This window comes from Bacteroides sp. 1001136B_160425_E2 (assembly GCF_015559655.1).
Classification (GTDB): domain Bacteria; phylum Bacteroidota; class Bacteroidia; order Bacteroidales; family Bacteroidaceae; genus Bacteroides; species Bacteroides luhongzhouii.
This window is the reverse complement of sequence record NZ_JADMQH010000022.1, coordinates 61,280-85,187: the sequence shown is the minus strand read 5'-3', so window position 1 is coordinate 85,187 and position 23,908 is coordinate 61,280. Positions and strand designations below refer to the sequence as shown.

Sequence of the window (23,908 nt, the reverse complement as noted above, 5' to 3'; positions counted from 1 at the left end):
CCCGTTACCGGCCTCCCATAATCACCATTATCAAGATCTATCAAATCTTACCTACCAGGTCAATGCTTGGTTTCAGGGTAGACTCACCCTTCTTCCATTTAGCCGGGCAAACTTCTCCGACGTGGCTGGCTACAAACTGTGCAGCTTCCACCTTACGAAGCAATTCACTTGCATCACGGCCAATATTGTTATCATTCAGTTCTACCACTTTAATCTTTCCTTCCGGATTGACAACGAATGTACCACGATAAGCCATACCCTCTTCTTCGATATATACACCCAGTGCACGGCTCAAAGCGCCAGTCGGGTCTGCCAACATCGGATATTGAATCTTGCGAATACTTTCAGAAGCATCATGCCAAGCTTTGTGCACGAAATGAGAGTCAGTACTTACCGAATAGATTTCTACACCCATCGCTTTGAATTGGTCGTACTTTTCAGCCATATCCACCAATTCAGTAGGACATACGAAAGTAAAGTCGGCAGGATAGAAGAAAAGAATCGCCCATTTACCTTTCAGGTCATTGTTGGTTACAGTCTTGAAAGCTCCGTTGTGAAAAGCCTGAACGCTGAATTCAGGAAGTTGAGAATTTAAAATTGGTTCCATAATCTTTATTGCTTTTATTGTTATTAATTGATTTGACTTATAACATCAGAAACAACGTTTTGTTTTTTGTTTCTGGTGCAAAGATAAAGGCAGCTCCCCCGCCTTTGCAAAAAAAGTCCAATCGAATATTTCTATGCTATGATAGATGAAATTAATAAAAGCATTTTATAACTTTGCATGCATAAACAAAAAAACTGGAAGTATATACGATTATGAAACATCCTCTAGCTCAATTCCTATATTGTCCCAAATGTGGTTCTCCGCATTTCGAGGTAAATAACGAAAAGTCCAAAAAATGTACAGATTGCGGCTTTGTCTATTACTTTAACCCTTCCGCAGCTACTGTGGCGTTCATCTTGAACGAAAGAAAAGAACTGCTTGTTTGCCGACGTGCTAAAGCCCCGGCTAAAGGGACTCTTGACCTTCCCGGTGGATTTATAGATATGAACGAGACAGGTGAAGAAGGTGTAGCCCGTGAAGTGCTGGAAGAAACAGGATTGAAGGTAAAAAAAACTATTTACCAGTTTACACTTCCCAATATTTATGTCTACTCGGGTTTTCCTGTGCATACACTCGACATGTTTTTCCTGTGCATCGTAGAAGACATGAGCCATTTTTCGGCAATGGATGATGTAGCAGACTCTTTCTTCCTGCCTCTTTCTGAGATTAATCCGGAAGATTTTGGACTGGATTCTGTCCGGCGAGGACTTAAAAAGTTCTTATCCGAAAGATAATTCGTTAAAATATAACAAATTACAGAAACATATCCCCTTTCATTCTGTACTTTTGCATAAACACCCGATTATGAAAAAAGAAATTACTAGACTCATTTGTGCGGCCATTTGCTGCACGCCCATTATAGGATTTGCTCAGACAGGTGATAAGTTCACTTCGGCTGACAACCTTTATAAAGAAGGGAAAGAACTTTTCCAGGAAAAGAATTATGCAGCTGCTTTGCCGGCTCTGAAAGCATTTGTAAAACAAAAGCCCGCAGCCAGCCTTCTTCAGGACGCAGAGTATATGCTGGTCAGTTCGGCTTACGAACTGAAAGACAAAAACCGTATCGAACTCCTCCGTAAATATCTCGACCGTTATCCTGACACTCCTTATGCCAACCGTATTTATTCGTTGTTAGCCTCCGGCTATTTCTACGAAGGAAAATATGACGAGGCACTGGCGCTTTTCAACTCTGCCGACCTTGATTTGTTAGGCAATGAAGAACGAGATGACTGCACTTACCAACTGGCTACTTGTTATCTGAAAACCGATAACCTACGAGAAGCAGCAATCTGGTTTGAAACGTTGCGTGCCAACAGCTCCAAATATGCCAAAGACTGTGATTACTACCTCTCTTATATCCGCTATACGCAAAAGCGTTATACCGAAGCGTTGAAAGGTTTCCTTCCCTTACAGGACGATCCAAAGTACAAAGCTCTCGTCCCCTATTATATAGCCGAAATTTATGTGCAGCTCAAAAACTACGATAAAGCACAGATTGTAGCACAAAACTACCTGTCAGCCTATCCGAACAATGAGCACGCAGCAGAAATGTACCGCATCCTGGGAGATGCCTATTACCATTTCGGACAATATCACCAAGCCGTAGAAGCATTCAACAATTACTTGAATAAAGATCGTTCGGCTCCCCGCCGCGACGCCCTTTATATGCTGGGTCTCTCCTATTACCAAACAAAAGTCTACTCCAAAGCAGCCGAAACATTAGGGCAGGTGACAACTGCCAACGATGCCCTTGCCCAAAATGCATATCTCCACATGGGGCTCTCTTATCTGCAACTGGCAGAAAAAAGCAAGGCCCGAATGGCTTTCGAACAAGCAGCCGCCTCCAATGCCAATATGCAAATCAAAGAACAGGCAGCCTACAATTATGCTCTTTGCCTGCATGAGACTTCTTTCTCCGCTTTCGGTGAATCAGTTACTGCCTTCGAGAAATTCCTGAATGAATTTCCGACTTCTCCTTATGCTGAAAAAGTCAGCAGTTACCTGGTGGAAGTGTACATGAATACGCGTAGCTACGATGCGGCTTTGAAATCAATCGACCGGATTGCCAAACCAAGTGCGCAAATATTGGAAGCCAAACAGAAGATACTGTTCCAATTAGGTACACAATCTTTCGCTAACGCTGACTTTGAACAAGCTTTGAAATATCTGAACCAATCCATTGCCATCGGACAATACAATCGTCAGACCAAGGCAGACGCTTACTATTGGTGTGGAGAATCCTATTACCGTCTAAACCGAATGGTAGAAGCTACACGTGATTTCAATGCTTATCTGCAACTTACCACCCAACCCAATAACGAAATGTACGCGCTTGCCAACTACAACCTAGGATATATCGCTTTCCACCGGAAAGATTATACGCAAGCAAGCAATTACTTCCAAAAATACGTTCAACTGGAGAAAGGTGAAAATGCAACCGCACTTGCCGATGCATACAATCGTATTGGTGACTGCCACCTGCATGTACGTAACTTTGAAGAGGCCAAACATTATTATTCGCAAGCCGAGCAGATGAATACCTCTTCCGGAGACTATTCTTTCTATCAACTGGCTCTTGTATCCGGTCTGCAGAAAGACTATACCGGTAAGATTACCTTACTGAACCGTTTGGTAGGAAAGTACCCTGCTTCTCCTTATGCAGTAAATGCTATTTATGAGAAAGGGCGTTCCTATGTTTTGATGGATAACAACAATCAAGCCATCACCTCCTTCAAGGAATTACTTACTAAATATCCTGAAAGCCCGGTCAGCAGAAAAGCTGCCGCCGAAATCGGGTTGTTATATTACCAAAAAGGAGATTACAATCAAGCGATCGAAGCCTACAAACAGGTTATTGAAAAATACCCGGGTAGTGAAGAAGCCCGCCTTGCCATGCGTGACTTAAAATCTATTTATGTGGACCTCAACCGTATCGATGAATTTGCAGCTTTAGCAAATGCCATGCCGGGGCATATACGTTTCGATGCTAACGAACAAGACTCGCTTACGTATGCCGCCGCAGAAAAGATCTATGCACGAGGCAGAATGGAAGAAGCCAAGACAAGCCTCAACAAATACCTGCAGACCTTCCCGGAAGGAGCCTTCAGCCTGAACGCACATTATTATCTCTGCCTGATCGGAAACGAGCAGAAGAATTATGATATGATTCTTCTCCACTCCGGTAAATTGCTGGAATATCCTAACAATCCGTTTGCAGAGGAAGCACTGATCTTGCGTGCTGAAGTGCAATTCAACCAGCAAAAGATGACTGAAGCATTGGCTAGCTACAAAATGCTGAAAGAAAAAGCAACCAACGTAGAGCGTCGCCAACTTGCTGAAACGGGTATTCTGCGTTGTGCCTTCCTGCTACGAGATGATATAGAAACCATCCATGCAGCTACCGATCTGCTTGCAGAAGCCAAACTTAGTCCGGAGCTGAGAAATGAAGCTCTTTATTACCGTGCTAAAGCCTATACCAAACAAAAGGCTGACAAAAAAGCAATGGAAGACTATCGTGAACTGACCAAAGACACACGTAACTCTTACGGTGCCGAAGCGAAATACCAGGTTGCACAATCACTCTACGACGCAAAAGAGTATGCCGCTGCAGAGAAAGAACTGCTCAACTATATAGAACAGAGTACACCACATGCTTATTGGCTGGCACGTAGCTTTGTCCTTCTATCCGATGTTTATCACGCTACAGGTAAAGATCTGGACGCACGTCAGTATCTGTTAAGTTTGCAACAAAATTACCAAGGCAATGACGACATTGAAAGCATGATTGAAAGCAGACTTCGTAATTTGAAAGTTGAGAATTGAGAATTAAAAAATAGAAAAATATGAAACGATCTCATTATATAATAGGGGGACTCGCATTGGCAATGTCAATGCCATCCAGCCTTCAAGCCCAAACTACCCAACCGAAGGATACAACAATGAACCGTACGGTCGTTGTGGAACAAGAATATAACCCGGACATTATGGACGCTTCGAAAGTAAACGTCCTGCCTAAAGTAGAAGAACCGACAGTGAGCAAGAAAGAGGTAGAGTATGCCACAACATTCTTTCCGGCCACTTCCGTTCCGGCAGGTCTGATGCGCCCCTATACCGGAAAAGAAGTTCAGCCCGGCACTACCCCGGGATATGTACGTGCCGGATATGGTAATTATGGCAATTTGGACATTCTTGCCAATTATCTATTCCGTCTGTCAAAGAAAGACAAATTGAATGTACGTTTCCAAATGGATGGAATGGATGGTAAGTTAACTCTTCCCTTCACAGATGGAGAGAAATGGAATGCTTTCTACTACCGCACACGTGCTAATGTGGATTATACGCATCAATTCGATAAGTTGGATTTAAATATTGCCGGAAACTTCGGATTGAGCAACTTCAACTTCCAACCGGAAAGCGTAAACAGCAAGCAGAAATTCACATCCGGTGACTTCCATGCGGGCATTCATTTCATTGATGAGACTGCACCACTGCGTTTCAATGCAGAAACAAATCTGTTGATGTATGAACGCCAGCATAACATGTTCAATGAATTTGAAACCAATACAGGTATCAAGGAAACAATCATACGTACCAAAGGCGATGTCACGGGAGCTATCGGCGACCAACAATTAATAACTATCGCTTTGGAAATGAACAATCTTCTCTACAACGGATATACAAAGAATGTTTCTACCGGAGATGAATATTTCAAAAACTACACAACACTTCTTTTAAATCCATATTATGAACTGGATAATGATGACTGGAAATTGCATATCGGAGCCAATGTAGATTTATCTTTCGGATTTGATAAGTCTTTCCGTATTTCACCCGATATCACTGCACAGTATATTTTTTCTGACAGCTACATTGTTTATGCAAAAGCAACTGGCGGTAAGCAACTGAATGATTTCCGCAGATTAGAAAGTATCTGTCCTTACGGTGAACTGCCGGAGGCAAATACCACTGCCACTTTGGGATATGTACAACGTCCTTATGATACTTACGAGCAAATCAACGGTAGTATCGGATTCAAAGCAAGCCCTTATCCGGGACTTTGGTTCAACGTGTTCGGTGGTTATCAGAATCTAAAGAACGACTTATCTTATTTAGGTTTTGACCCAAGTAATATTCATTCAGGTTCTTATCTTTCTTTTGCTCAAGATAATACAGATAATCTTTACCTTGGAGGTGAAATCAGTTACGATTACAAAGATATCCTCGGAATATCAGCTAAATATACTTACCGTAATTGGGACAGCAAAACAGGGGAATATCTGTTGGCTGTGAAACCAGTCAGTGAAATGTCTTTCAATGTACGTATTCATCCGATCTCTGCTCTTAACATAAATCTGGGTTATGAATCTATCAGCCGCAAAGAAGTAAAAGAGTATGCGAAAATGACTGCAGTGAATGATTTGCATATCGGAGCCAGCTACAATGTGTTCAAAGGCGTATCTGTCTATGCTCAAGTACATAACTTGCTGAACAAGAAATATCAATATTATTTAGGTTATCCTACGGAAGGATTCAATTTCTTAGGAGGATTGAGTTTCCGATTCTAAATTAATGAAAGGGGCGTTATCCGGAAATGGAAACGCCCCTTCTTAAAAAACTTAAACTTCAATTATTCTGTTGTCGTCACTACAAATCCGCCACCAATAGATTTATAAGCCTTGTATTTCTTCTACCGACAGACCTGTTATCTGTGAAATAGTATTAATAGGAATATTCAAAATCTTCATATTACGTGCTGTTTCTTTTTTTTCTTCCACACGACCTTCCGCACGGCCTTCCGCACGCCCCTCTGCACGACCCTCTGCACGGCCTTCCGCACGTTCTGTTAATATATTATCTTTCAATATTACAATATTATCCAAATGACGATAATATGCTTCAAGTTCGGTTTTCGTCATTTTATCAAGTTTCAATCGTTCACGGGCCTCCGTCAAACCGGGAGCAGTAGCACTATCAGGAATATCACCTGTATTCAGATAACCAATCCATTCTTCCAACGGGCTCTTGGCAACCTGATTAAAGTCATTCACCTTTAGTATATAATATTCAGGATAAAGCTGGCTGACAGCATCGACCTTAAACGTCTGTTTTTGGAACGGAGTCAACTCCAGCACATCATTCTGATGAATCCCTCTGAATTCCGTTTTACCATGATATACTATATCCTTTCCATTGCCCAATGAAAAATAGACAATATTGACGCTATACACTTTACGTACTTTATCATAACCTTCTCCACGATTGATGTACTCGGTCACCAATTTAGAAGTACCAAACAACATACGCTGAAAATAAGCATACTCATTGTTATTCTGAACTTCAATCAGAATAAGTTCTCCTTTAGAGTTCTCCGCAAGCATATCAACACGATTATACTTATCAAACTCATCTTCTTGATTACCTTCACTTTCCAACAATTTCTGAATGACAATCTTTTCATTGAGAAGAGTAGTCAGGAAACCTTCAAGAACTGCAAAATTGGCTTTATTACGCAATAAGCGTTTCATAGCCCAATCGAAACGAATATAATTACTGGCCATAGGTTCGTCTCCTTTCCCATTTTCTTTTTTCATGCAAACAAAGGTAAGCAGAAAATGTTTAATATCAAGTATATATATCTGATAAAATGGCTCATCCTACCTTTATATAGACTACCGATCGTCCCGCTCCATACTTTTTTAAAATCCCTTTTTCAATAAATGCATTAATATCCTGCAATGCCTGTGTTTTTGTCTTTCCAACAAGTAAGGCATAATCCTGCCGGTTAATACATGGATTCTTTTCCAAGAATTTATTTAATCGCTGCAAACACTTTTCTTCTGCTAAAGGATTCTTCACACGAAAAGGCGAATGATAACGTTGTAATACCAATTCAGTCTCAATATCCTTCTTAAACTGGCGGTTGATTCTCAAATTAATATCTTTAAGAGATACTGACGGTGAACGCAAGTCTTTTGAATCAGTCACTTCTTTGTTCACATTCAAAGAAAGAGTAAAATAACCAATATCACCCAATTCAACGGAAAATCCCTTCAAAAGCAAATGTCTCAATTCTTTCGAAATAGCTTCTATGACACCTACCACTTGCGCATGAGGCATATGCTGAAATGCAGTCACTTGTTCTACAAATTCTTCGGCTGTATAACTGCCTTTCAAAACGACACGTGCATGCAGTGGTAGTTCTTCTCCACTCTTATCAGGGTTGGGAGTCTCATAAAGGTCATAATTAACACTCATTACTTATTAGTTTTTCATTGGAAAAGATTAATTTCTCTCTTCCAATATATTATTTATTCAATTTACTATTCAATTTCCGTTTGACAGTTGTCAAGCGATAGCTCAACAGTTGTCAGGCGTTCGTTTGACAACTGTCAAACGAAAACTAACTTACTAATGAGACAAATGTACGTAGAATATAGAGAAACTAACCTATACCAATTGATATTTTATTTCCTGCAATAAAATGTAAATCTTAAGATTTTATTAAATTCTCCTTATAATATAAGGTAGGGAGAATCTTTTTTTTTACTTTTGTCCCCGAATATTATGGTACAAGCCATTATAAAAGAAAGAATTATGCAGAAAAACCTTGTCATTGTCGAGTCTCCGGCAAAAGCAAAAACGATTGAAAAGTTTCTGGGGAAAGATTTCAAAGTCCTTTCTAGTTACGGACACATACGTGATCTGAAGAAAAAAGATTTCAGTATCGACGTAAATAATGATTTTGAACCCAGTTACGAAATCCCGGCAGACAAAAAGGCGCTGGTTAGCACACTGAAGACAGAAGCTAAAGAGGCAGAAACCGTATGGCTCGCATCCGATGAGGACCGCGAGGGAGAGGCGATTGCCTGGCATCTGTATGAGGTCTTGAAACTAAAACCGGAAAACACAAAACGAATCGTATTTCATGAAATTACGAAGAGTGCTATCTTAAAAGCTATTGAACAACCACGCAACATTGACCTCAACCTCGTAAATGCACAGCAAGCACGACGGATTCTGGACCGTATCGTAGGTTTCGAACTCTCTCCCGTACTTTGGAGAAAAGTGAAACCGGCACTCTCTGCCGGACGTGTTCAATCAGTTGCTGTCCGTCTGATCGTTGAACGTGAACGTGAAATACATGCTTTCAAAACGGAAGCTGCTTATCGCGTCACTGCCGTATTCCTCGTCCCGGACACGGATGGGAAACTGGTGGAAATGAAAGCTGAACTAGCTCGCCGTATCAAAACAAAAAAAGAAGCAAAGGCTTTCCTCGACGCTTGTCAGGGAGCGAGCTTTGCAATCGATGATATTACCACCCGCCCGATCAAGAAAACGCCTCCTGCTCCGTTTACAACATCTACTTTGCAACAGGAAGCCGCACGCAAGCTGGGATACACCGTAGCGCAGACCATGATGCTCGCGCAGCGTTTATACGAATCGGGATTCATCACTTACATGCGTACGGACTCTGTCAACCTCTCGGAATTTGCAACGACAGGCAGTAAAGACGCTATCATCAAAATGATGGGCGACCGCTACGTACATCCCCGCCATTTCGAGACAAAGACCAAGGGCGCACAAGAAGCTCACGAGGCCATCCGTCCTACATATATGGAGAACCAGTCCATTGAAGGAACAGCGCAGGAGAAAAAATTATATGACTTGATATGGAAACGCACCATAGCTTCACAAATGGCAGACGCGGAACTGGAAAAGACGACTGCTACAATAACAATCAGTGGCAGCAATGATGTATTTACAGCTACTGGTGAGGTGATTAAGTTCGACGGCTTCTTGCGTGTATATCGTGAATCTTATGATGACGACAATGAACAGGAAGATGAGAGCCACCTGCTTCCTCCTCTGAAAAAAGGTCAGAAGTTGGAACATGGACCTATCATCGCAACCGAACGTTTCACCCAACGCCCTCCGCGCTACACGGAAGCAAGTCTTGTACGCAAGTTGGAAGAACTGGGTATCGGACGTCCGTCCACGTATGCACCTACCATCTCTACCATCCAGCAACGTGAGTATGTGGAGAAAGGTAATAAAGACGGAGAAGAACGTCAGTTTAATGTCATGACATTAAAGGATCATCAGATTAAGGATGAGAATCATACTGAAATTACCGGTGCAGAAAAGGCAAAGTTACTTCCAACAGACATCGGCACAGTAGTAAATGATTTCCTGACCGAGTATTTCCCGGACATTCTGGATTTCAACTTTACCGCCAGCGTAGAAAAGGAATTTGACGAAATTGCAGAAGGAGAAGTAAAGTGGACTTCTATCATGAAGAATTTCTATGATAAGTTCCACCCGTCTGTAGAAAGCACGTTGGCTATCAAGACGGAACATAAAGTAGGCGAACGCATCTTGGGAGAAGAACCGGGAACAGGAAAAACCGTTTCCGTTAAGATTGGCCGCTTTGGTCCTGTTGTACAGATTGGTACTGTAGAAGATGAAGAAAAGCCACGCTTTGCACAAATGAAGAAAGGTCAATCCATGGAAACCATTACATTGGAAGAAGCACTGGAATTATTCAAATTGCCTCGTACATTGGGCGAATATGAAGGAAAGACAGTCAGTGTCGGTGTAGGCCGTTTCGGTCCGTATATCCTGCATAATAAGGTATATGTATCGCTGCCGAAAGGACTCGACCCGATGGAAATTACTCTGGAGGAGGCGGAACAACTGATTTTGGACAAACGCCAGAAAGAAGTGGAACGCCACATCAAAAAGTTTGAAGAGGAACCGGAACTCGAGATTTTGAACGGACGCTATGGACCTTATATTACCTATAAAGGTTCTAATTATAAAATCCCTAAAGATATTGTCCCACAGGATTTAACGTTAAAAAGCTGTCTTGACTTAATCAAGCTTCAAGACGAAAAAGGAGCGAATCCAGCACCCAAAAAGAAATTCTCGAAGAAGAAGTAAGAAAATAAAATAAGAATGATGGCAGATATATATATATTTTTTATATATTTGCCATTTATTCTACTTATTTTCAAAAACTTATGAAACAAACAAGATCCCATTTGAAAAGCATGACTATAGGCTTGCTTTTAATTTCTTCCTTTTGTAGCTGCGTAGATAATGAACGAAATCTTTCTTCAGAAGAAGAAACAAAAAAAATCCCCAAAGAAGAATTCTTTGACTATGACATGAACCAAGCTGTTGCCATAGACATTGATTATACTTTTGGTAACCAAACAAGACTTTCAGGCTCTTATCGTATTCTTTTCGAGATTTATGATCAGAATCCACTCGAATTAGACGAAAGTACTGATGCTATTACTAGTTGGAAAAAGAAAAATATAGAACCACTTTACCGTGGCGCAACAGATCAAAATGGTAAATATTCTGGAGAAATGGCTATTTCAGCTAATATATCAAAGGTATGGCTATATTCTGATTATCTGGGTACGGTATCTCCCTTAGAGTTAACGATTGAAGGCAACCGAATTACCTTCAACCAAGATGCGTATATCAAAGCTAAACAAGCACTTGCTGCATCAAAAACCAGAGGAATAACGACTAACCAACATACATATCTTGATGATTGGCATCTTCTTCCCGGAGCTGACTGGGACGAAAACGGGAGACCTAACAATTTGGAAGATGGATTAAATATCCCTCCTGCTGATATTCTTTACAATATCAAACATGTTTTTAGAAAAAAAACTGTCAAAGTAGATGGGAAGAATGAAATTCATAACATCAGCTATAATTATCCGGAATTTTTCGATGGTTCAATAGCTATGACATCGGACATTCCTATTGTAAAACCGACCGAAGTCAGCCTTGTTTTCGTTAATAGTTCTGCCGCATGGTATAATACAGTAGGATATTATACATATAAAACAGGTACTACACCAGATGTAAACACAATTAAAAAGACAATTGCATTTCCAAATGTTTCTCCAGTCTACAAGACACTAGGGAAAGGCGCTTTAGTATGCGGTGAAGCTGTGAAGCTAAAATATTGGAATGAAACAACAGAAAAATATGAGGATAAATTCCCTGAAGGTGTTACTATCGGATGGTGCCTGCAAGGAATGGGATTCAAAAGTAAACTTACCGGCAATTCAGAAAAGATCGGTGATATCGTAAAAGGGATGGGACCACGCTATTCTACCAGAGCCTTTAATAAGGACAACCAACAGAGAACAGTATCTCTCCGTGATAAGACTTCCGGAAAAATTGTAGCCATAGGATTTGAGGATAATATTGATATGGACTATTGCGACGCACTCTTCTATATCACTACTTCTGAAAAAGACGCAGCCGACCCGAATCTACCGGAACTCCCCCCAAGTGAAACGGTTCCTGGGGATAAAGATCTGTATACCATTACTTATTCCGGCACACTGACCTTTGAAGACTTATGGCCGAAAGAAGGTGATTATGATATGAATGATATAATAGTCCGTTATACCAGTACTCTGTCTCGAATGGTATTGGACAACCGGATTTATGAAATAGAAGACAAATTTACTGTAGAACATTGTGGAGGTTATCTGAGAAATGGATTCGGATACCAATTCCATAATCTATCCAATAGTAACATCAAGAGCGTCAAGATAACTCCAGAAGATAATCCAACTTCCAGCTTTATGGCAGGGCAACGAGTAGAACCCGGACAGACTCATCCTACTATCCTGCTATTTGACGACATGACTGTGTTCAAAGGCATTGCAGATGAATCTAAAAGGCAATATACTGTAAAAGTACAGCTTGATGGAATAAACGAAAAGGAAATAGTTCCTCCTTACAACCCATTTATTTTTATCAGTTCGAATGAAGGCAGAGGAAAAGAAGTACATTTGGTAAACTATCCTCCTACCGACAAAGCTGACGTATCACTCTTCGGTACAGGAAAAGATCTTTCCAGACCGGCAGAAGGACTCTATTACGTTTCAATAGACATGATGCCATTTGCTATCAATATGCCTGTAAGTGATGAAATCGAACGTGAATTAATAACCAAGTTAAAAGATTCCAAGAACGAAGGCAAAAGAATAGACGAACTATATCCAAGATTCACATCATGGGCTAAATCGAATGGAACAAAGGATAAAGATTGGTATATACAAAAATAATAAACCAATAAAGTAAGCCGTCTGAAAAGTAACCGAAAGACCTTTTTAAACGCAACTAACACGGATTATATGAATTAAATTTTATCATCCATATAATCCGTGTTTTATTTTAAACTGTGGTGTCGCTCAAAGAATCTCCCGTCATCAATAAAGTCTCTCCAAAAGCTATGATGACAAACTACTGACAACGTTCCACCAAATGATGTCCTTCAATAGTCCATTCCTAACCGCTGTCCGAACAACCTAAGCGAGGTAAGGCAAATCCGTGCATCGGGGCGGTATAGTCGCAGATTGCAGCCATAATCCATAGTAGGAAGAGACAGTAGCAGTTTCCGTTTCTCTCTTCTGAAGTAATAAATGGGGGGAATAAAACATACGGGGTTCCTTTTATATATAAAAAGAAACCCCGCAGAAATATATTTTGTTCGGAGAAAGTCTTACATTCTGGAAGGTACCTCAATACCCAACAAGTTCATTCCCAAACGAACAACTTTGGCTACATTAGCCGACAGAGCGATACGGAATACTTTCACCGCCTCATTCTCTTCACGCAAAATGCTGAAATCGTGATAGAATTGATTGTATTCTTTCACCAAATCATAGGTATAATTGGCGATAATAGACGGGCTATAATCTTCACCGGCTTGTTTTACAACAGCGGCAAAGTCAGCCACCATCTGAATCAAGCCTTCTTCTTTCTCGCTCAATTCAATACCAGCCGGAATCTGTTCAGGAACAACAATACCCGATTCTGCCGCTTTCCGAAGTACTGACTGAATACGCGCATAAGTATATTGGATAAATGGCCCCGTATTGCCATTAAAATCGATAGATTCTTTCGGATTGAACGTCATGTTCTTACGGGCATCCACTTTCAGAATGAAATATTTCAATGCTCCCAGACCAACGATACGGGCAATATCATCCGCTTCTTCCTGTGTCAAACCATCCAGTTTTCCTAGTTCTTGTGAAGTTTCTTTAGCAGTGGAAATCATCTCTTCCATCAAGTCGTCGGCATCCACCACAGTACCTTCACGGGACTTCATCTTACCTTCCGGCAGTTCCACCATTCCGTAAGAGAAGTGGACCAGGCTCTTGCCCCATTCGAAACCGAGCTTGTCAAGCAAAATAGAAAGTACCTGGAAGTGATAATTCTGTTCGTTACCCACTACATAAATCATCTTATCAATCGGATAATCAGCAAAACGGAGTTTAGCCGTACCGATATCCTGCGTCATATACACAGAAGTACCGTCACCACGGAGGAGTAATTTGTGATCCAGTCCTTCGGCAGTCAGGTCAGCCCATACAGAACCATCCTCTTTTTTGAAGAAAAAGCCTTTTTCCAATCCTTCCATCACCTTCTCTTTTCCTTCGAGGTAGGTGTTGGATTCGTAATATATCTTGTCGAAGCTGACGCCCATCTTTTTATAGGTTTCGTCGAATCCGGCGTATACCCAGTTGTTCATCATTTCCCACAATCCACGTACTTCGGGATCATTGGCTTCCCACTTCACCAGCATTTCACGAGCTTCCTGCATCAAAGGAGATGCTGCCTCGGCTTTCGCCTTAGCCTCATCGTCACTCATTCCCTGTGCTGTAAATCCAGCCATCAGTTCTGCCAGTTCCGCTTTATAATGTTTATCGAAAGAGACATAATAATCGCCTACCAAATGGTCGCCTTTCTTTCCGGAAGTCTCCGGAGTTTCGCCATTCCCATATTTCTTCCATGCCAGCATGGATTTACAGATATGAATACCACGGTCGTTTACGATATTAGTCTTTACTACCTTGTTGCCGTTTGCTGCCACAATGTTAGCCAACGCGTTACCCAAAAGGTTGTTACGCACGTGTCCCAAGTGAAGCGGTTTGTTTGTATTCGGAGAAGAATATTCGATCATCACCAACGGAGAAGTTTCGGTAGCTTTTACCAGACCATATTGTTCGTCAGCCTGAATCTCATTGAGCAGTTCAATCCAAGTAGCCGATGCAATAGTCAGGTTCAAGAAACCTTTTATCACATTAAAGGCAGCTACAGCCGGTTCATTGGCTTTCAGATATTCACCGATCTCCTGTGCCGTCTGTTCCGGTCCTTTTCTTGACATCTTCAGGAAAGGGAACACGACCAGTGTCAAATGTCCTTCAAATTCTTTCTTCGTTTTTTGCATCTGCACCATCTTTTCAGGGACTTCCTGACCGTAGAGTGCTTTCAGTCCGCTGATGACGGACGCTACAAGTTTATCTTCTATCTTCATAATCAAGTTATTTCTTGCGCGCAAAGATACAAAAAAAGGAGACGCATCACGTCTCCTCTCCTAATTTCTTTCAACTATCTATCTTATTCAACAGCTGCAGATAATTCAGCACCAGCTTTAAATTTAGCTACTTTCTTAGCAGGAATAGTAATAGTTGCCTTTGTAGAAGGGTTAATACCAGTTCTTTCAGCTCTTTCGCTTACAGAGAAAGTACCAAAACCTACGAGAGATACTTTGTCACCAGCTTTCATAGCATTAGTAACTGAAGTGATGAAAGCATCAAGTGCTTTTTTTGCATCGGCTTTGCTCATTTGAGCTTCAGCAGCCATTGCACTAATAAGATCAGACTTATTCATAATACGTAAAATGATTAATTAATATATATGTTACACAAAAGATTATCCCACAATGGATTGATTCCACAAATATAGCCGAACAAAACAACATATCAAATAAAAACATAAAAAAAACGCAGCAAATTATTGAAAAAGAGCTAATAGGAAGCGTTTTTCATGCTTTAAAACAGAATTTATTCGTACTTTTGCGTCTATTATCTAAATATTCAGAAATTAAAATGATGCCAACTGTAACTAAAAACCTGATAATTATCAATGTACTAGTATTTTTCGGGACAATCGTAGCCCAACGTTACGGCCTGGATTTAACGAATTATCTGGGATTACATTTTTTCCTCGCAAGTGACTTTAATCCGGCACAACTTATCACTTATATGTTTATGCATGGCGGATTCAGCCACATTTTCTTCAATATGTTTGCTGTCTTCATGTTCGGACCGATTCTCGAACAAACCTGGGGACCCAAACGTTTCCTCTTCTACTATATTCTCTGCGGTATCGGTGCGGGACTTATCCAGGAAGGAGTGCAGTATGTTCGATATGTGATGGAACTCAGCCAACATACACAAGTGAATTTGATAGGTTATGGCATTATCCCAATGAAAGAATATCTGAACATGATGACCACCGTAGGTGCTTCGGGAGCCGTTTACGCCATTTTGCTGGCATTTGGTATGCTGTTTCCCAACAACCGGTTGTTCATCTTTCCGCTGCCTTTCCCTATCAAAGCGAAGTTCTTCGTTATAGGATACGCTGCAATTGAACTATGGTCAGGACTTGCCAATAGCGTCGGAGATAATGTCGCTCACTTTGCTCACTTGGGAGGAATGTTATTCGGATTGATCCTGATTTTGTACTGGAGAAAAAAAAGCAATAACAATGGGACATATTATAGCTGATTTAAAGGAGACATTCAGAAGAGGAAATATTTTCATCCAACTGATTTATATCAACGTAGGCATCTTTCTGATCGGCACGTTGATTAACGTTTTCTTACGACTTTTTGAAGTAAGTACACCCGATATATTCGGTATATTTGCCTTACCGGCATCCCTTATCGGATTTATTCATCAGCCGTGGTCGTTATTTACTTATATGTTTATGCATGCCGGCATCCTGCATATTTTATTCAATATGCTCTGGCTGTATTGGTTCGGAAGTTTGTTTCTCTACTTTTTCTCGGCCAAACATTTAAGAGGACTATATGTATTGGGAGGTATCTGCGGAGGTTTACTGTATATGATCGCCTACAATGTATTTCCTTTATTCAGTTCGCAAGTGGCGGGCTCAACATTGGTAGGAGCGTCGGCTTCCGTACTAGCCATCGTAGCTGCTACGGCTTATCGTGAGCCTAATTACAGAGTGCAACTTTTTCTTTTCGGCGCTATCCGTCTCAAATACCTGGCACTGATTGTTATCGGAATCGATGTATTATCCATTACCTCAAGTAATGCCGGAGGACATATCGCCCACCTGGGCGGTGCTCTTGCAGGACTTTGGTTTGCCGCCAGCCTAAATAAAGGAACTGATTTAACTTCCTGGATCAACTGGATTCTGGATGGTTTCGTCTCCTTGTTTCAGAAGAAAACATGGAAACGGAAACCGAAAATGAAAGTACACTATGGAAATAGTGCCACCGGTCGCGAGAAGGATTATGATTACAATGCCCACAAAAAAGCACAGTCTGATGAAGTGGACCGTATCCTGGAAAAACTAAAAAAATCCGGTTACGACAGTCTGACAACTGAAGAAAAGAAAAGCTTGTTCGACGCAAGCAAAAGATAAAAGAATGGAACATATTGGCAAATTTGTCACATATCTGATACTTGCTGTCAACGCTCTCTTTGTGGGAACGTTGATATTAAGCGCTTATAGCCCTTACCTTAACCCGAAAATAAACCCACTTGCTTCCAGCTTGGGACTTGCATTTCCGATATTCCTGACGATCAATCTGATTTTTATCGGCTTCTGGGCATTCGTCAATTACCGGTATGCGCTCTTGCCTGCCATCGGTTTTCTGATTTGTATTCCGCAGATACGGACTTATATTCCTTTTAACTCCACCTCTAAAACCATACCGGAAGGAAGCATCAAAATCCTATCTTACAACGTGATGAGTTTCAGTAATCTGGAGAAGAAAGATGGAAAGAACCCTGTATTATCTTATCTTGTAGATAGCAACGCCGATATTATCTGCCTGCAAGAATATAACACTGCTACCAACAAGAAATACCTGACGGAACAGGACATTAAAAAAGCATTGAAAGCTTATCCTTACCAATCCATCCACCAACAAGGGAAAGGAGATGTGCAACTAGCCTGTTTCTCCAAGTTTCCTATACTTTCAATACATCCCATCGAATATGAAAGCAATTATAACGGTTCCATGAAATATGTACTGAATGTAAATAACGATACTCTTACATTAATCAACAACCACCTGGAATCCAACAAACTCACCAAAGAAGACAGAGGGATGTATGAGGATATGATTAAAGACCCGAATGCCAAGAAAGTAAAAACCGGACTTAGGCAATTAATCAGAAAACTGGCGGAAGCATCGGCTATCCGGGCTTCACAAGCAGATTCTGTGGCTAAAGCCATTGCAGAATGTAAATATCCGACAACCATAGTATGCGGCGATTTCAACGACGGTTCTATCTCGTATACGCATCGCATCCTGACTCAGAAGCTAGACGATGCATTCACACAGTCCGGTAAAGGATTGGGCATCTCCTACAATCTGAACAAGTTCTATTTCCGCATAGACAATATCTTGATCAGCCCCAACCTGAAAGCCTACAATTGCACTGTAGACCGGTCTATCAAAGCATCAGACCACTACCCGATCTGGTGCTATATCAGTAAACGATAAGAACTGAAAACTCTAATAAAAAACACTTATGATGATTAAAAAGACACTAACCATTTTAGCAGTAAGTTGTATGATGTACTCCTGTGCTACGAAAACAGAAAGCAATCCTTTCTTTACAGAGTTTCAAACCCAGTATGGTGTTCCTTCTTTCGACAAGATTAAATTGGAGCACTATGAGCCCGCCTTCTTGAAAGGTATAGAAGAGCAGAATCAAAACATCGAAGCTATCATCGAAAGTCCGGAAATTCCGACATTCGAAAATACAATTGTAGCTTTGGACAACAGCGCGCCTATCCTGGACCGCGTGAGTGCCATTTTTTTCAATATGACAGATGCGGAAACGACAGATTCGCTGACCGCACTTTCCATCAAACTGGCACCGGTTCTTTCGGAACATAATGACAATATCTCCCTGAATGAGAAGCTATTTAAGCGTGTAAACGATGTCTATCAAAAGAAGGACTCACTGAACCTGACGTCAGAACAAGAACGTCTGCTGGACAAAACTTATAAAAGATTTGTCCGTTCCGGAGCAAACCTTAATGCCAAAAACCAAACCCGCCTCCGCGAAATCAACAAGGAACTTTCTACACTTGGCATTACTTTCAGCAACAATATACTGAATGAAAATAATGCTTTCAAACTCTTTGTTGACAAAGAAGAAGATCTGGCAGGATTACCCGAATGGTTCCGCCAAAGCGCCGCTGAAGAAGCAAAAGCAGCCGGACAACCGGGAAAATGGCTATTCACCCTACATAATGCCAGCCGCCTGCCTTTCCTGCAATATTCAGAAAATCGCCCGCTTCGGGAAAAAATATACAAAGTTTACATCAACCGTGGTAACAACAATGACGGAAACGATAACAAGGAAAATATCCGTAAGATCGTTTCTCTCCGTCTGGAAAAAGCTAAATTATTAGGTTTCGACTGCTATGCAAACTTCGTTCTGGACGAAACGATGGCAAAGAACGCCAACAACGTAATGAGCCTTCTGAATAACCTTTGGAGCTATGCACTGCCAAAAGCAAAGGCAGAAGCTACCGAACTTCAAAAATTAATGGATAAAGAGGGCAAAGGAGAAAAACTGGAAGCATGGGACTGGTGGTATTATACCGAAAAACTGCGGAAAGAAAAATACAACCTGTCTGAAGAGGATACAAAACCTTACTTCAAACTGGAGAATGTGCGCGATGGTGCTTTCGCCGTAGCCAACAAGCTATATGGCATCACCCTTACCAAGCTCGAAGGTATCCCTACCTATCATCCTGATGTGGAAGTCTTTGAAGTGAAAGACGCAGACGGATCACAACTAGGAATCTTCTATGTCGATTATTTCCCACGCTCCGGAAAAAGTGGCGGCGCATGGATGAGCAACTACCGCGAACAACAAGGAGATACCCGCCCATTAGTATGCAACGTTTGCAGCTTTACCAAACCGGTAGGCGACACCCCTTCCCTGCTGACAATGGATGAAGTAGAAACTTTGTTCCACGAATTTGGTCATGCTCTGCACGGACTGCTGACAAAATGCGAATACAAAGGAACATCAGGCACTAATGTAGTACGCGATTTTGTAGAACTTCCTTCTCAAATCAATGAGCACTGGGCAACTGAGCCGGAAGTGCTGAAAATGTATGCCAAACATTATCAGACAGGAGAAGTGATACCCGACGATATTATTGAAAAGATACTGCAACAGAAGACTTTCAATCAAGGCTTCATGACCACTGAATTATTGGCTGCCGCCATCCTCGACATGAATTTGCACACGATGACAGATGTAAAGAATCTAGACATGCTTGCATTCGAAAAAGAAGCGATGGACAAGCTCAATCTGATCCCCGAAATAGCACCACGTTATCGCGTGACCTACTTCAATCATATCATCGGCGGATATGCAGCCGGATACTACAGCTATCTATGGGCCAATGTACTGGATAACGATGCTTTCGAAGCCTTTAAAGAACATGGAATCTTTGATAAAAACACCGCCGACCTCTTCCGCCACAACGTATTGGAGAAAGGGGACAGCGAAGACCCAATGACGCTTTACCGGAATTTCCGTGGAGCGGAACCAAGCTTGGAACCGCTACTGAAAAACAGAGGAATGAAATAATTCAGCAAAAAAGCCCTTAAACATCAAATATTTGAGGGCTTATTACACATGAATGTGAAAAAAAAACTATATTTGCAGCCTTGTATGCGGCAAAAAGAACTTGTGTACGACAGAATTTAACTGAAAATTAAATTAAAAAAGTAATCATCATAAATTAAAAGTAAAATGCAAAACAAAGGATTTGTAAAGGTTTTTGCGGTATTACTCACACTGGTATGTGTGTTCTATCTCTCTTTCTCCTTCGCAACACGCCATTATACCAATAAGGCGAAAGAAATTGCGAATGGCGACCCGAAAGTAGAACAAGACTACCTCGACTCTCTCTCAAATGAGAAAGTGTGGTTGGGTAACTGGACGCTGAAACAATGTCGTGAGATGGAGATTAGTTTAGGTTTGGACCTAAAGGGTGGTATGAACGTTATCCTTGAAGTTTCTGTACCTGATGTTATTAAAGCACTGGCTGACAACAAGCCGGATGAGGCTTTCAACAAAGCATTGGCAGAAGCTGCAAAACAAGCTGTAAACAGTCAGGATGATATCATCACTCTGTTTGTCAGAGAATACCACAAAGCTGCTCCTAACGCAAAACTTTCCGAACTCTTCGCAACACAACAGTTGAAAGACAAAGTTAACCAGAAATCATCGGATGCAGAAGTTGAAAAAGTATTGAGAGCAGAAGTAAAAGCTGCTGTTGAAAACTCATATAACGTGCTTCGTACCCGTATCGACCGTTTTGGTGTTGTTCAACCGAACATCCAGAGTCTGGAAGACAAAATGGGTCGTATCATGGTGGAATTGCCGGGTATCAAAGAGCCGGAACGTGTGAGAAAACTTCTCCAAGGTTCTGCCAACCTGGAATTCTGGGAAACTTATACAGCTAGAGAAGTTCTTCCTGCCATGCAATCTGCTGATGCTAAATTGCGTGCTATATTAGCGCAGGAAACAACTGCAGACTCTACTGCCGTAGACTCTACCAAAGAAGCTGCACTCGCAGAAGCTACTCCGGCTAAGAACGTAAGTGCCGCCGACAGCCTTGCCGCAGCTTTGAAAGGGGACGTTGCCGCTGATGACAAATCTACAGCCAACCTAGAAGAAGTTAAAAAGCAATATCCTCTCCTGGCTATCCTGCAGTTGAACTCTAGCGGACAGGGACCTGTTATCGGTTACGCTAACTATAAAGATACTGCTGACATCAACAAGTATCTGGCTATGCCGGAAATCAAAGCAGAACTTCCGAAAGACCTTCGTCTGAAATGGGGCGTTTCTCCTTCTGAATTTGACAAGAAAGGACAGACTTTCGAATTATACGCTATCAAGTCTACCGAACGTAACGGCAAAGCTCCGTTGGAAGGTGACGTAGTAACAGATGCGAAAGATGAATTCGACCAATACAGCAAACCGGCTGTCAGCATGACGATGAACTCTGACGGCGCACGTCGCTGGGCACAGTTGACCAAACAAAATATCGGTCGTTCAATTGCTATCGTTCTTGATAACTATGTATATTCTGCACCAAACGTAAACTCTGAAATCACAGGTGGACGTTCACAGATTACAGGTCATTTCACTCCTGAACAAGCAAAAGACTTAGCAAACGTATTGAAATCAGGTAAAATGCCGGCTCCGGCTCATATTGTACAGGAAGATATCGTTGGTCCGTCACTGGGTCAGGAATCTATCAACGCAGGTATTTTCTCATTCGTCGTTGCTTTGATTCTGTTGATGATTTACATGTGCTCTATGTATGGATTCATCCCGGGTATGGTAGCCAATGGAGCACTACTCCTCAACTTCTTCTTTACACTGGGTATTCTTTCGTCTTTCCAAGCTGCATTGACAATGTCCGGTATTGCCGGTATGGTATTGTCACTGGGTATGGCAGTGGATGCGAACGTACTTATCTATGAACGTACAAAAGAAGAGCTTCGCGCAGGTAAAGGTGTGAAAAAAGCACTTGCCGATGGTTACTCCAACGCATTCTCGGCTATTTTCGACTCTAACTTGACATCTATCATCACAGGTATCATCCTGTTTAACTTTGGTACTGGTCCGATTCGTGGTTTTGCTACGACTTTGATTATCGGTATTCTTGTATCCTTCTTTACTGCTGTATTCATGACTCGTCTGGTTTATGAACACTTCATGAGTAAAGACAAGTGGTTGAACCTGACATTCACAACCAAGATTTCAAAGAACTTGATGACCAATACACATTTCGATTTTATGGGTACAAACAAAAAATCCCTTATTATCGTCAGTGCAGTCATCATCGTTTGTATCGGTTCATTTGCCATCCGTGGTTTAAGTCAGAGTATCGACTTCACCGGTGGACGTAATTTTAAGGTACAATTTGAGAACCCTGTAGAACCGGAACAAGTTCGTGAATTGATCTCTAGTAAATTTGGCGATGCTAATGTAAGCGTTATCGCTATCGGTACAGATAAGAAAACTGTACGTATCAGCACGAACTACCGTATCGAAGATGCAGGTAACAACGTGGACTCTGAAATCGAATCATACCTATATGAGACTCTGAAACCGGTATTGACGCAGAACATTTCTTTAGCGACTTTCATTGACCGTGACAATCATACAGGTGGTAGTATCGTAAGCTCACAAAAAGTAGGTCCGAGTATCGCAGACGACATCAAGACAGGTGCTATTTACTCTGTAGTTCTGGCATTGATCGCCATCGGCTTATATATCTTGATCCGTTTCCGCAACATTGCTTATAGTGTAGGCTCTATTGTAGCTCTGACAAGTGATACCATTATGATTATCGGTGCTTACTCCTTATTCTGGGGTATTTTGCCGTTCTCATTGGAAATCGACCAGACATTTATTGGTGCTATCCTGACAGCTATCGGTTACTCTATTAATGATAAGGTGGTAATCTTCGACCGTGTACGTGAGTTCTTCGGTTTATATCCGAAACGTGACAAGCGTGTGTTGTTCAATGACTCTCTGAACACAACTCTGGCTCGTACCATCAATACATCATTAAGTACATTGATTGTGTTGCTGTGTATTTTCATCCTTGGTGGTGATTCAATCCGCAGCTTTGCATTCGCAATGATCCTGGGTGTTGTTATCGGTACATTATCTTCACTGTTTATTGCATCTCCGATTGCATACAACATGATGAAGAATAAAAAAGTCGTAGCAGCAACTACGGAAGAATAATAAGTTCCAGAAATAGAAAAAGCCTCTTCCGAACATTCGGTAGAGGCTTTTTCTATTGATTATTAAAACAAATAGAAGCTATAAGACGTTCATCTTAAAAGAAGCTATTGTTACACTTAAAACTTGATACAGCATGAAAGCAAAACAACACTCCCATAGATTCTTCTGTAGTAGCCCCGAGGGGAATCGAACCCCTATCTAAAGTTTAGGAAACTTCTATTCTATCCGTTGAACTACAAGGCCGCTTCAAATTTGCTTGCAAAGATAACGGTTTCTGTCGATTTAACAAGAATAAAAATACAGGTTCCTTTCAGATATTTCAAATAATTGGCGTCAATAGGACAATAAAGTACGATTTATTTTGATAATTCGATTAACTTTCCGACCTTTGCGCTCACAAATTGAAAGTAAA

Annotated in this window: 15 protein-coding genes and 1 tRNA gene; 10 read left to right on the top strand and 6 right to left on the bottom strand. The window is 41.3% G+C overall.

The annotated features are described in order from the left end of the window. Positions 1 to 40: 40 nt before the first annotated feature. Positions 41 to 607, bottom strand: coding sequence for an alkyl hydroperoxide reductase subunit C (gene ahpC / locus I2I04_RS19520; RefSeq protein WP_143259273.1), 567 nt, complete (start codon positions 605 to 607; stop codon positions 41 to 43). 212 nt (positions 608 to 819) lie between these two features. Between ahpC and I2I04_RS19515 the strand changes: the two genes are divergently transcribed. From I2I04_RS19515 to I2I04_RS19505, 3 genes are all read left to right on the top strand, one after another. Further along, positions 820 to 1,341, top strand: coding sequence for an NUDIX hydrolase (locus I2I04_RS19515; protein ID WP_143259274.1), 522 nt, complete (start codon positions 820 to 822; stop codon positions 1,339 to 1,341). Between the two features lie 70 nt (positions 1,342 to 1,411). After that, positions 1,412 to 4,429, top strand: a complete 3,018-nt coding sequence (locus tag I2I04_RS19510) for a tetratricopeptide repeat protein (RefSeq protein ID WP_195655728.1) — start codon at positions 1,412 to 1,414, stop codon at positions 4,427 to 4,429. 20 nt (positions 4,430 to 4,449) lie between these two features. Beyond that, positions 4,450 to 6,171, top strand: coding sequence for a TonB-dependent receptor (locus tag I2I04_RS19505; RefSeq protein ID WP_195655727.1), 1,722 nt, complete (start codon positions 4,450 to 4,452; stop codon positions 6,169 to 6,171). A gap of 102 nt (positions 6,172 to 6,273) precedes the next feature. Here I2I04_RS19505 and I2I04_RS19500 read toward each other — a convergent pair whose 3' ends face one another. Both I2I04_RS19500 and I2I04_RS19495 read right to left on the bottom strand, forming a co-directional pair. Next, positions 6,274 to 7,197, bottom strand: a complete 924-nt coding sequence (locus tag I2I04_RS19500; protein WP_195655726.1) for an Rpn family recombination-promoting nuclease/putative transposase — start codon at positions 7,195 to 7,197, stop codon at positions 6,274 to 6,276. 58 nt (positions 7,198 to 7,255) lie between these two features. Next, the gene (locus tag I2I04_RS19495; protein ID WP_004323869.1) at positions 7,256 to 7,861 is read right to left on the bottom strand and encodes a DsbA family protein; all 606 of its coding nucleotides are present in this window, start codon (positions 7,859 to 7,861) and stop codon (positions 7,256 to 7,258) included. A 339-nt stretch (positions 7,862 to 8,200) separates the two neighbouring features. Here I2I04_RS19495 and topA point away from each other — a divergent pair, with 339 nt between their 5' ends. Together topA and I2I04_RS19485 are read left to right on the top strand one after the other, a co-directional pair. Further along, a complete protein-coding gene (gene topA, locus I2I04_RS19490; RefSeq protein ID WP_195655725.1) occupies positions 8,201 to 10,546 on the top strand; it encodes a type I DNA topoisomerase in 2,346 nt (781 codons plus the stop codon). Between the two features lie 80 nt (positions 10,547 to 10,626). After that, complete coding sequence (locus I2I04_RS19485) at positions 10,627 to 12,711, top strand: LruC domain-containing protein (protein ID WP_195655724.1); 2,085 nt, start codon at positions 10,627 to 10,629, stop codon at positions 12,709 to 12,711. Between the two features lie 437 nt (positions 12,712 to 13,148). Here I2I04_RS19485 and argS read toward each other — a convergent pair whose 3' ends face one another. Together argS and I2I04_RS19475 are read right to left on the bottom strand one after the other, a co-directional pair. Further along, a complete protein-coding gene (argS, locus tag I2I04_RS19480) occupies positions 13,149 to 14,966 on the bottom strand; it encodes an arginine--tRNA ligase (protein WP_143259281.1) in 1,818 nt (605 codons plus the stop codon). A gap of 83 nt (positions 14,967 to 15,049) precedes the next feature. Beyond that, positions 15,050 to 15,322 carry an HU family DNA-binding protein gene (locus I2I04_RS19475; RefSeq protein ID WP_004296482.1) on the bottom strand — a complete coding sequence of 91 codons (273 nt, stop codon included), beginning with the start codon at positions 15,320 to 15,322 and terminating at the stop codon, positions 15,050 to 15,052. A 221-nt stretch (positions 15,323 to 15,543) separates the two neighbouring features. Between I2I04_RS19475 and I2I04_RS19470 the strand changes: the two genes are divergently transcribed. The 5 genes from I2I04_RS19470 to secDF all read left to right on the top strand — a co-directional run bounded on the left by I2I04_RS19470 (position 15,544) and on the right by secDF (position 23,496). After that, positions 15,544 to 16,221 carry a rhomboid family intramembrane serine protease gene (locus I2I04_RS19470; protein ID WP_143259311.1) on the top strand — a complete coding sequence of 226 codons (678 nt, stop codon included), beginning with the start codon at positions 15,544 to 15,546 and terminating at the stop codon, positions 16,219 to 16,221. Next, positions 16,202 to 17,107, top strand: a complete 906-nt coding sequence (locus I2I04_RS19465) for a rhomboid family protein (RefSeq protein WP_195655723.1) — start codon at positions 16,202 to 16,204, stop codon at positions 17,105 to 17,107. Before I2I04_RS19470 ends, I2I04_RS19465 begins: the two co-directional genes overlap by 20 nt. Positions 17,108 to 17,111: 4 nt before the next feature. After that, entirely contained in the window at positions 17,112 to 18,197 is a 1,086-nt protein-coding gene (locus I2I04_RS19460; protein WP_195470733.1) for an endonuclease/exonuclease/phosphatase family protein, read from the top strand. A 31-nt stretch (positions 18,198 to 18,228) separates the two neighbouring features. Next, the gene (locus tag I2I04_RS19455) at positions 18,229 to 20,313 is read left to right on the top strand and encodes a M3 family metallopeptidase (protein ID WP_195655737.1); all 2,085 of its coding nucleotides are present in this window, start codon (positions 18,229 to 18,231) and stop codon (positions 20,311 to 20,313) included. Positions 20,314 to 20,478: 165 nt separating this feature from the next. Then, positions 20,479 to 23,496, top strand: a complete 3,018-nt coding sequence (gene secDF, locus I2I04_RS19450; protein WP_195655722.1) for a protein translocase subunit SecDF — start codon at positions 20,479 to 20,481, stop codon at positions 23,494 to 23,496. 171 nt (positions 23,497 to 23,667) lie between these two features. On the opposite strand, the gene I2I04_RS19445 is transcribed toward secDF, so the two are convergent. Then, positions 23,668 to 23,739: transfer RNA gene (locus tag I2I04_RS19445), tRNA-Arg, on the bottom strand. Between the last annotated feature and the right edge of the window lie 169 nt (positions 23,740 to 23,908).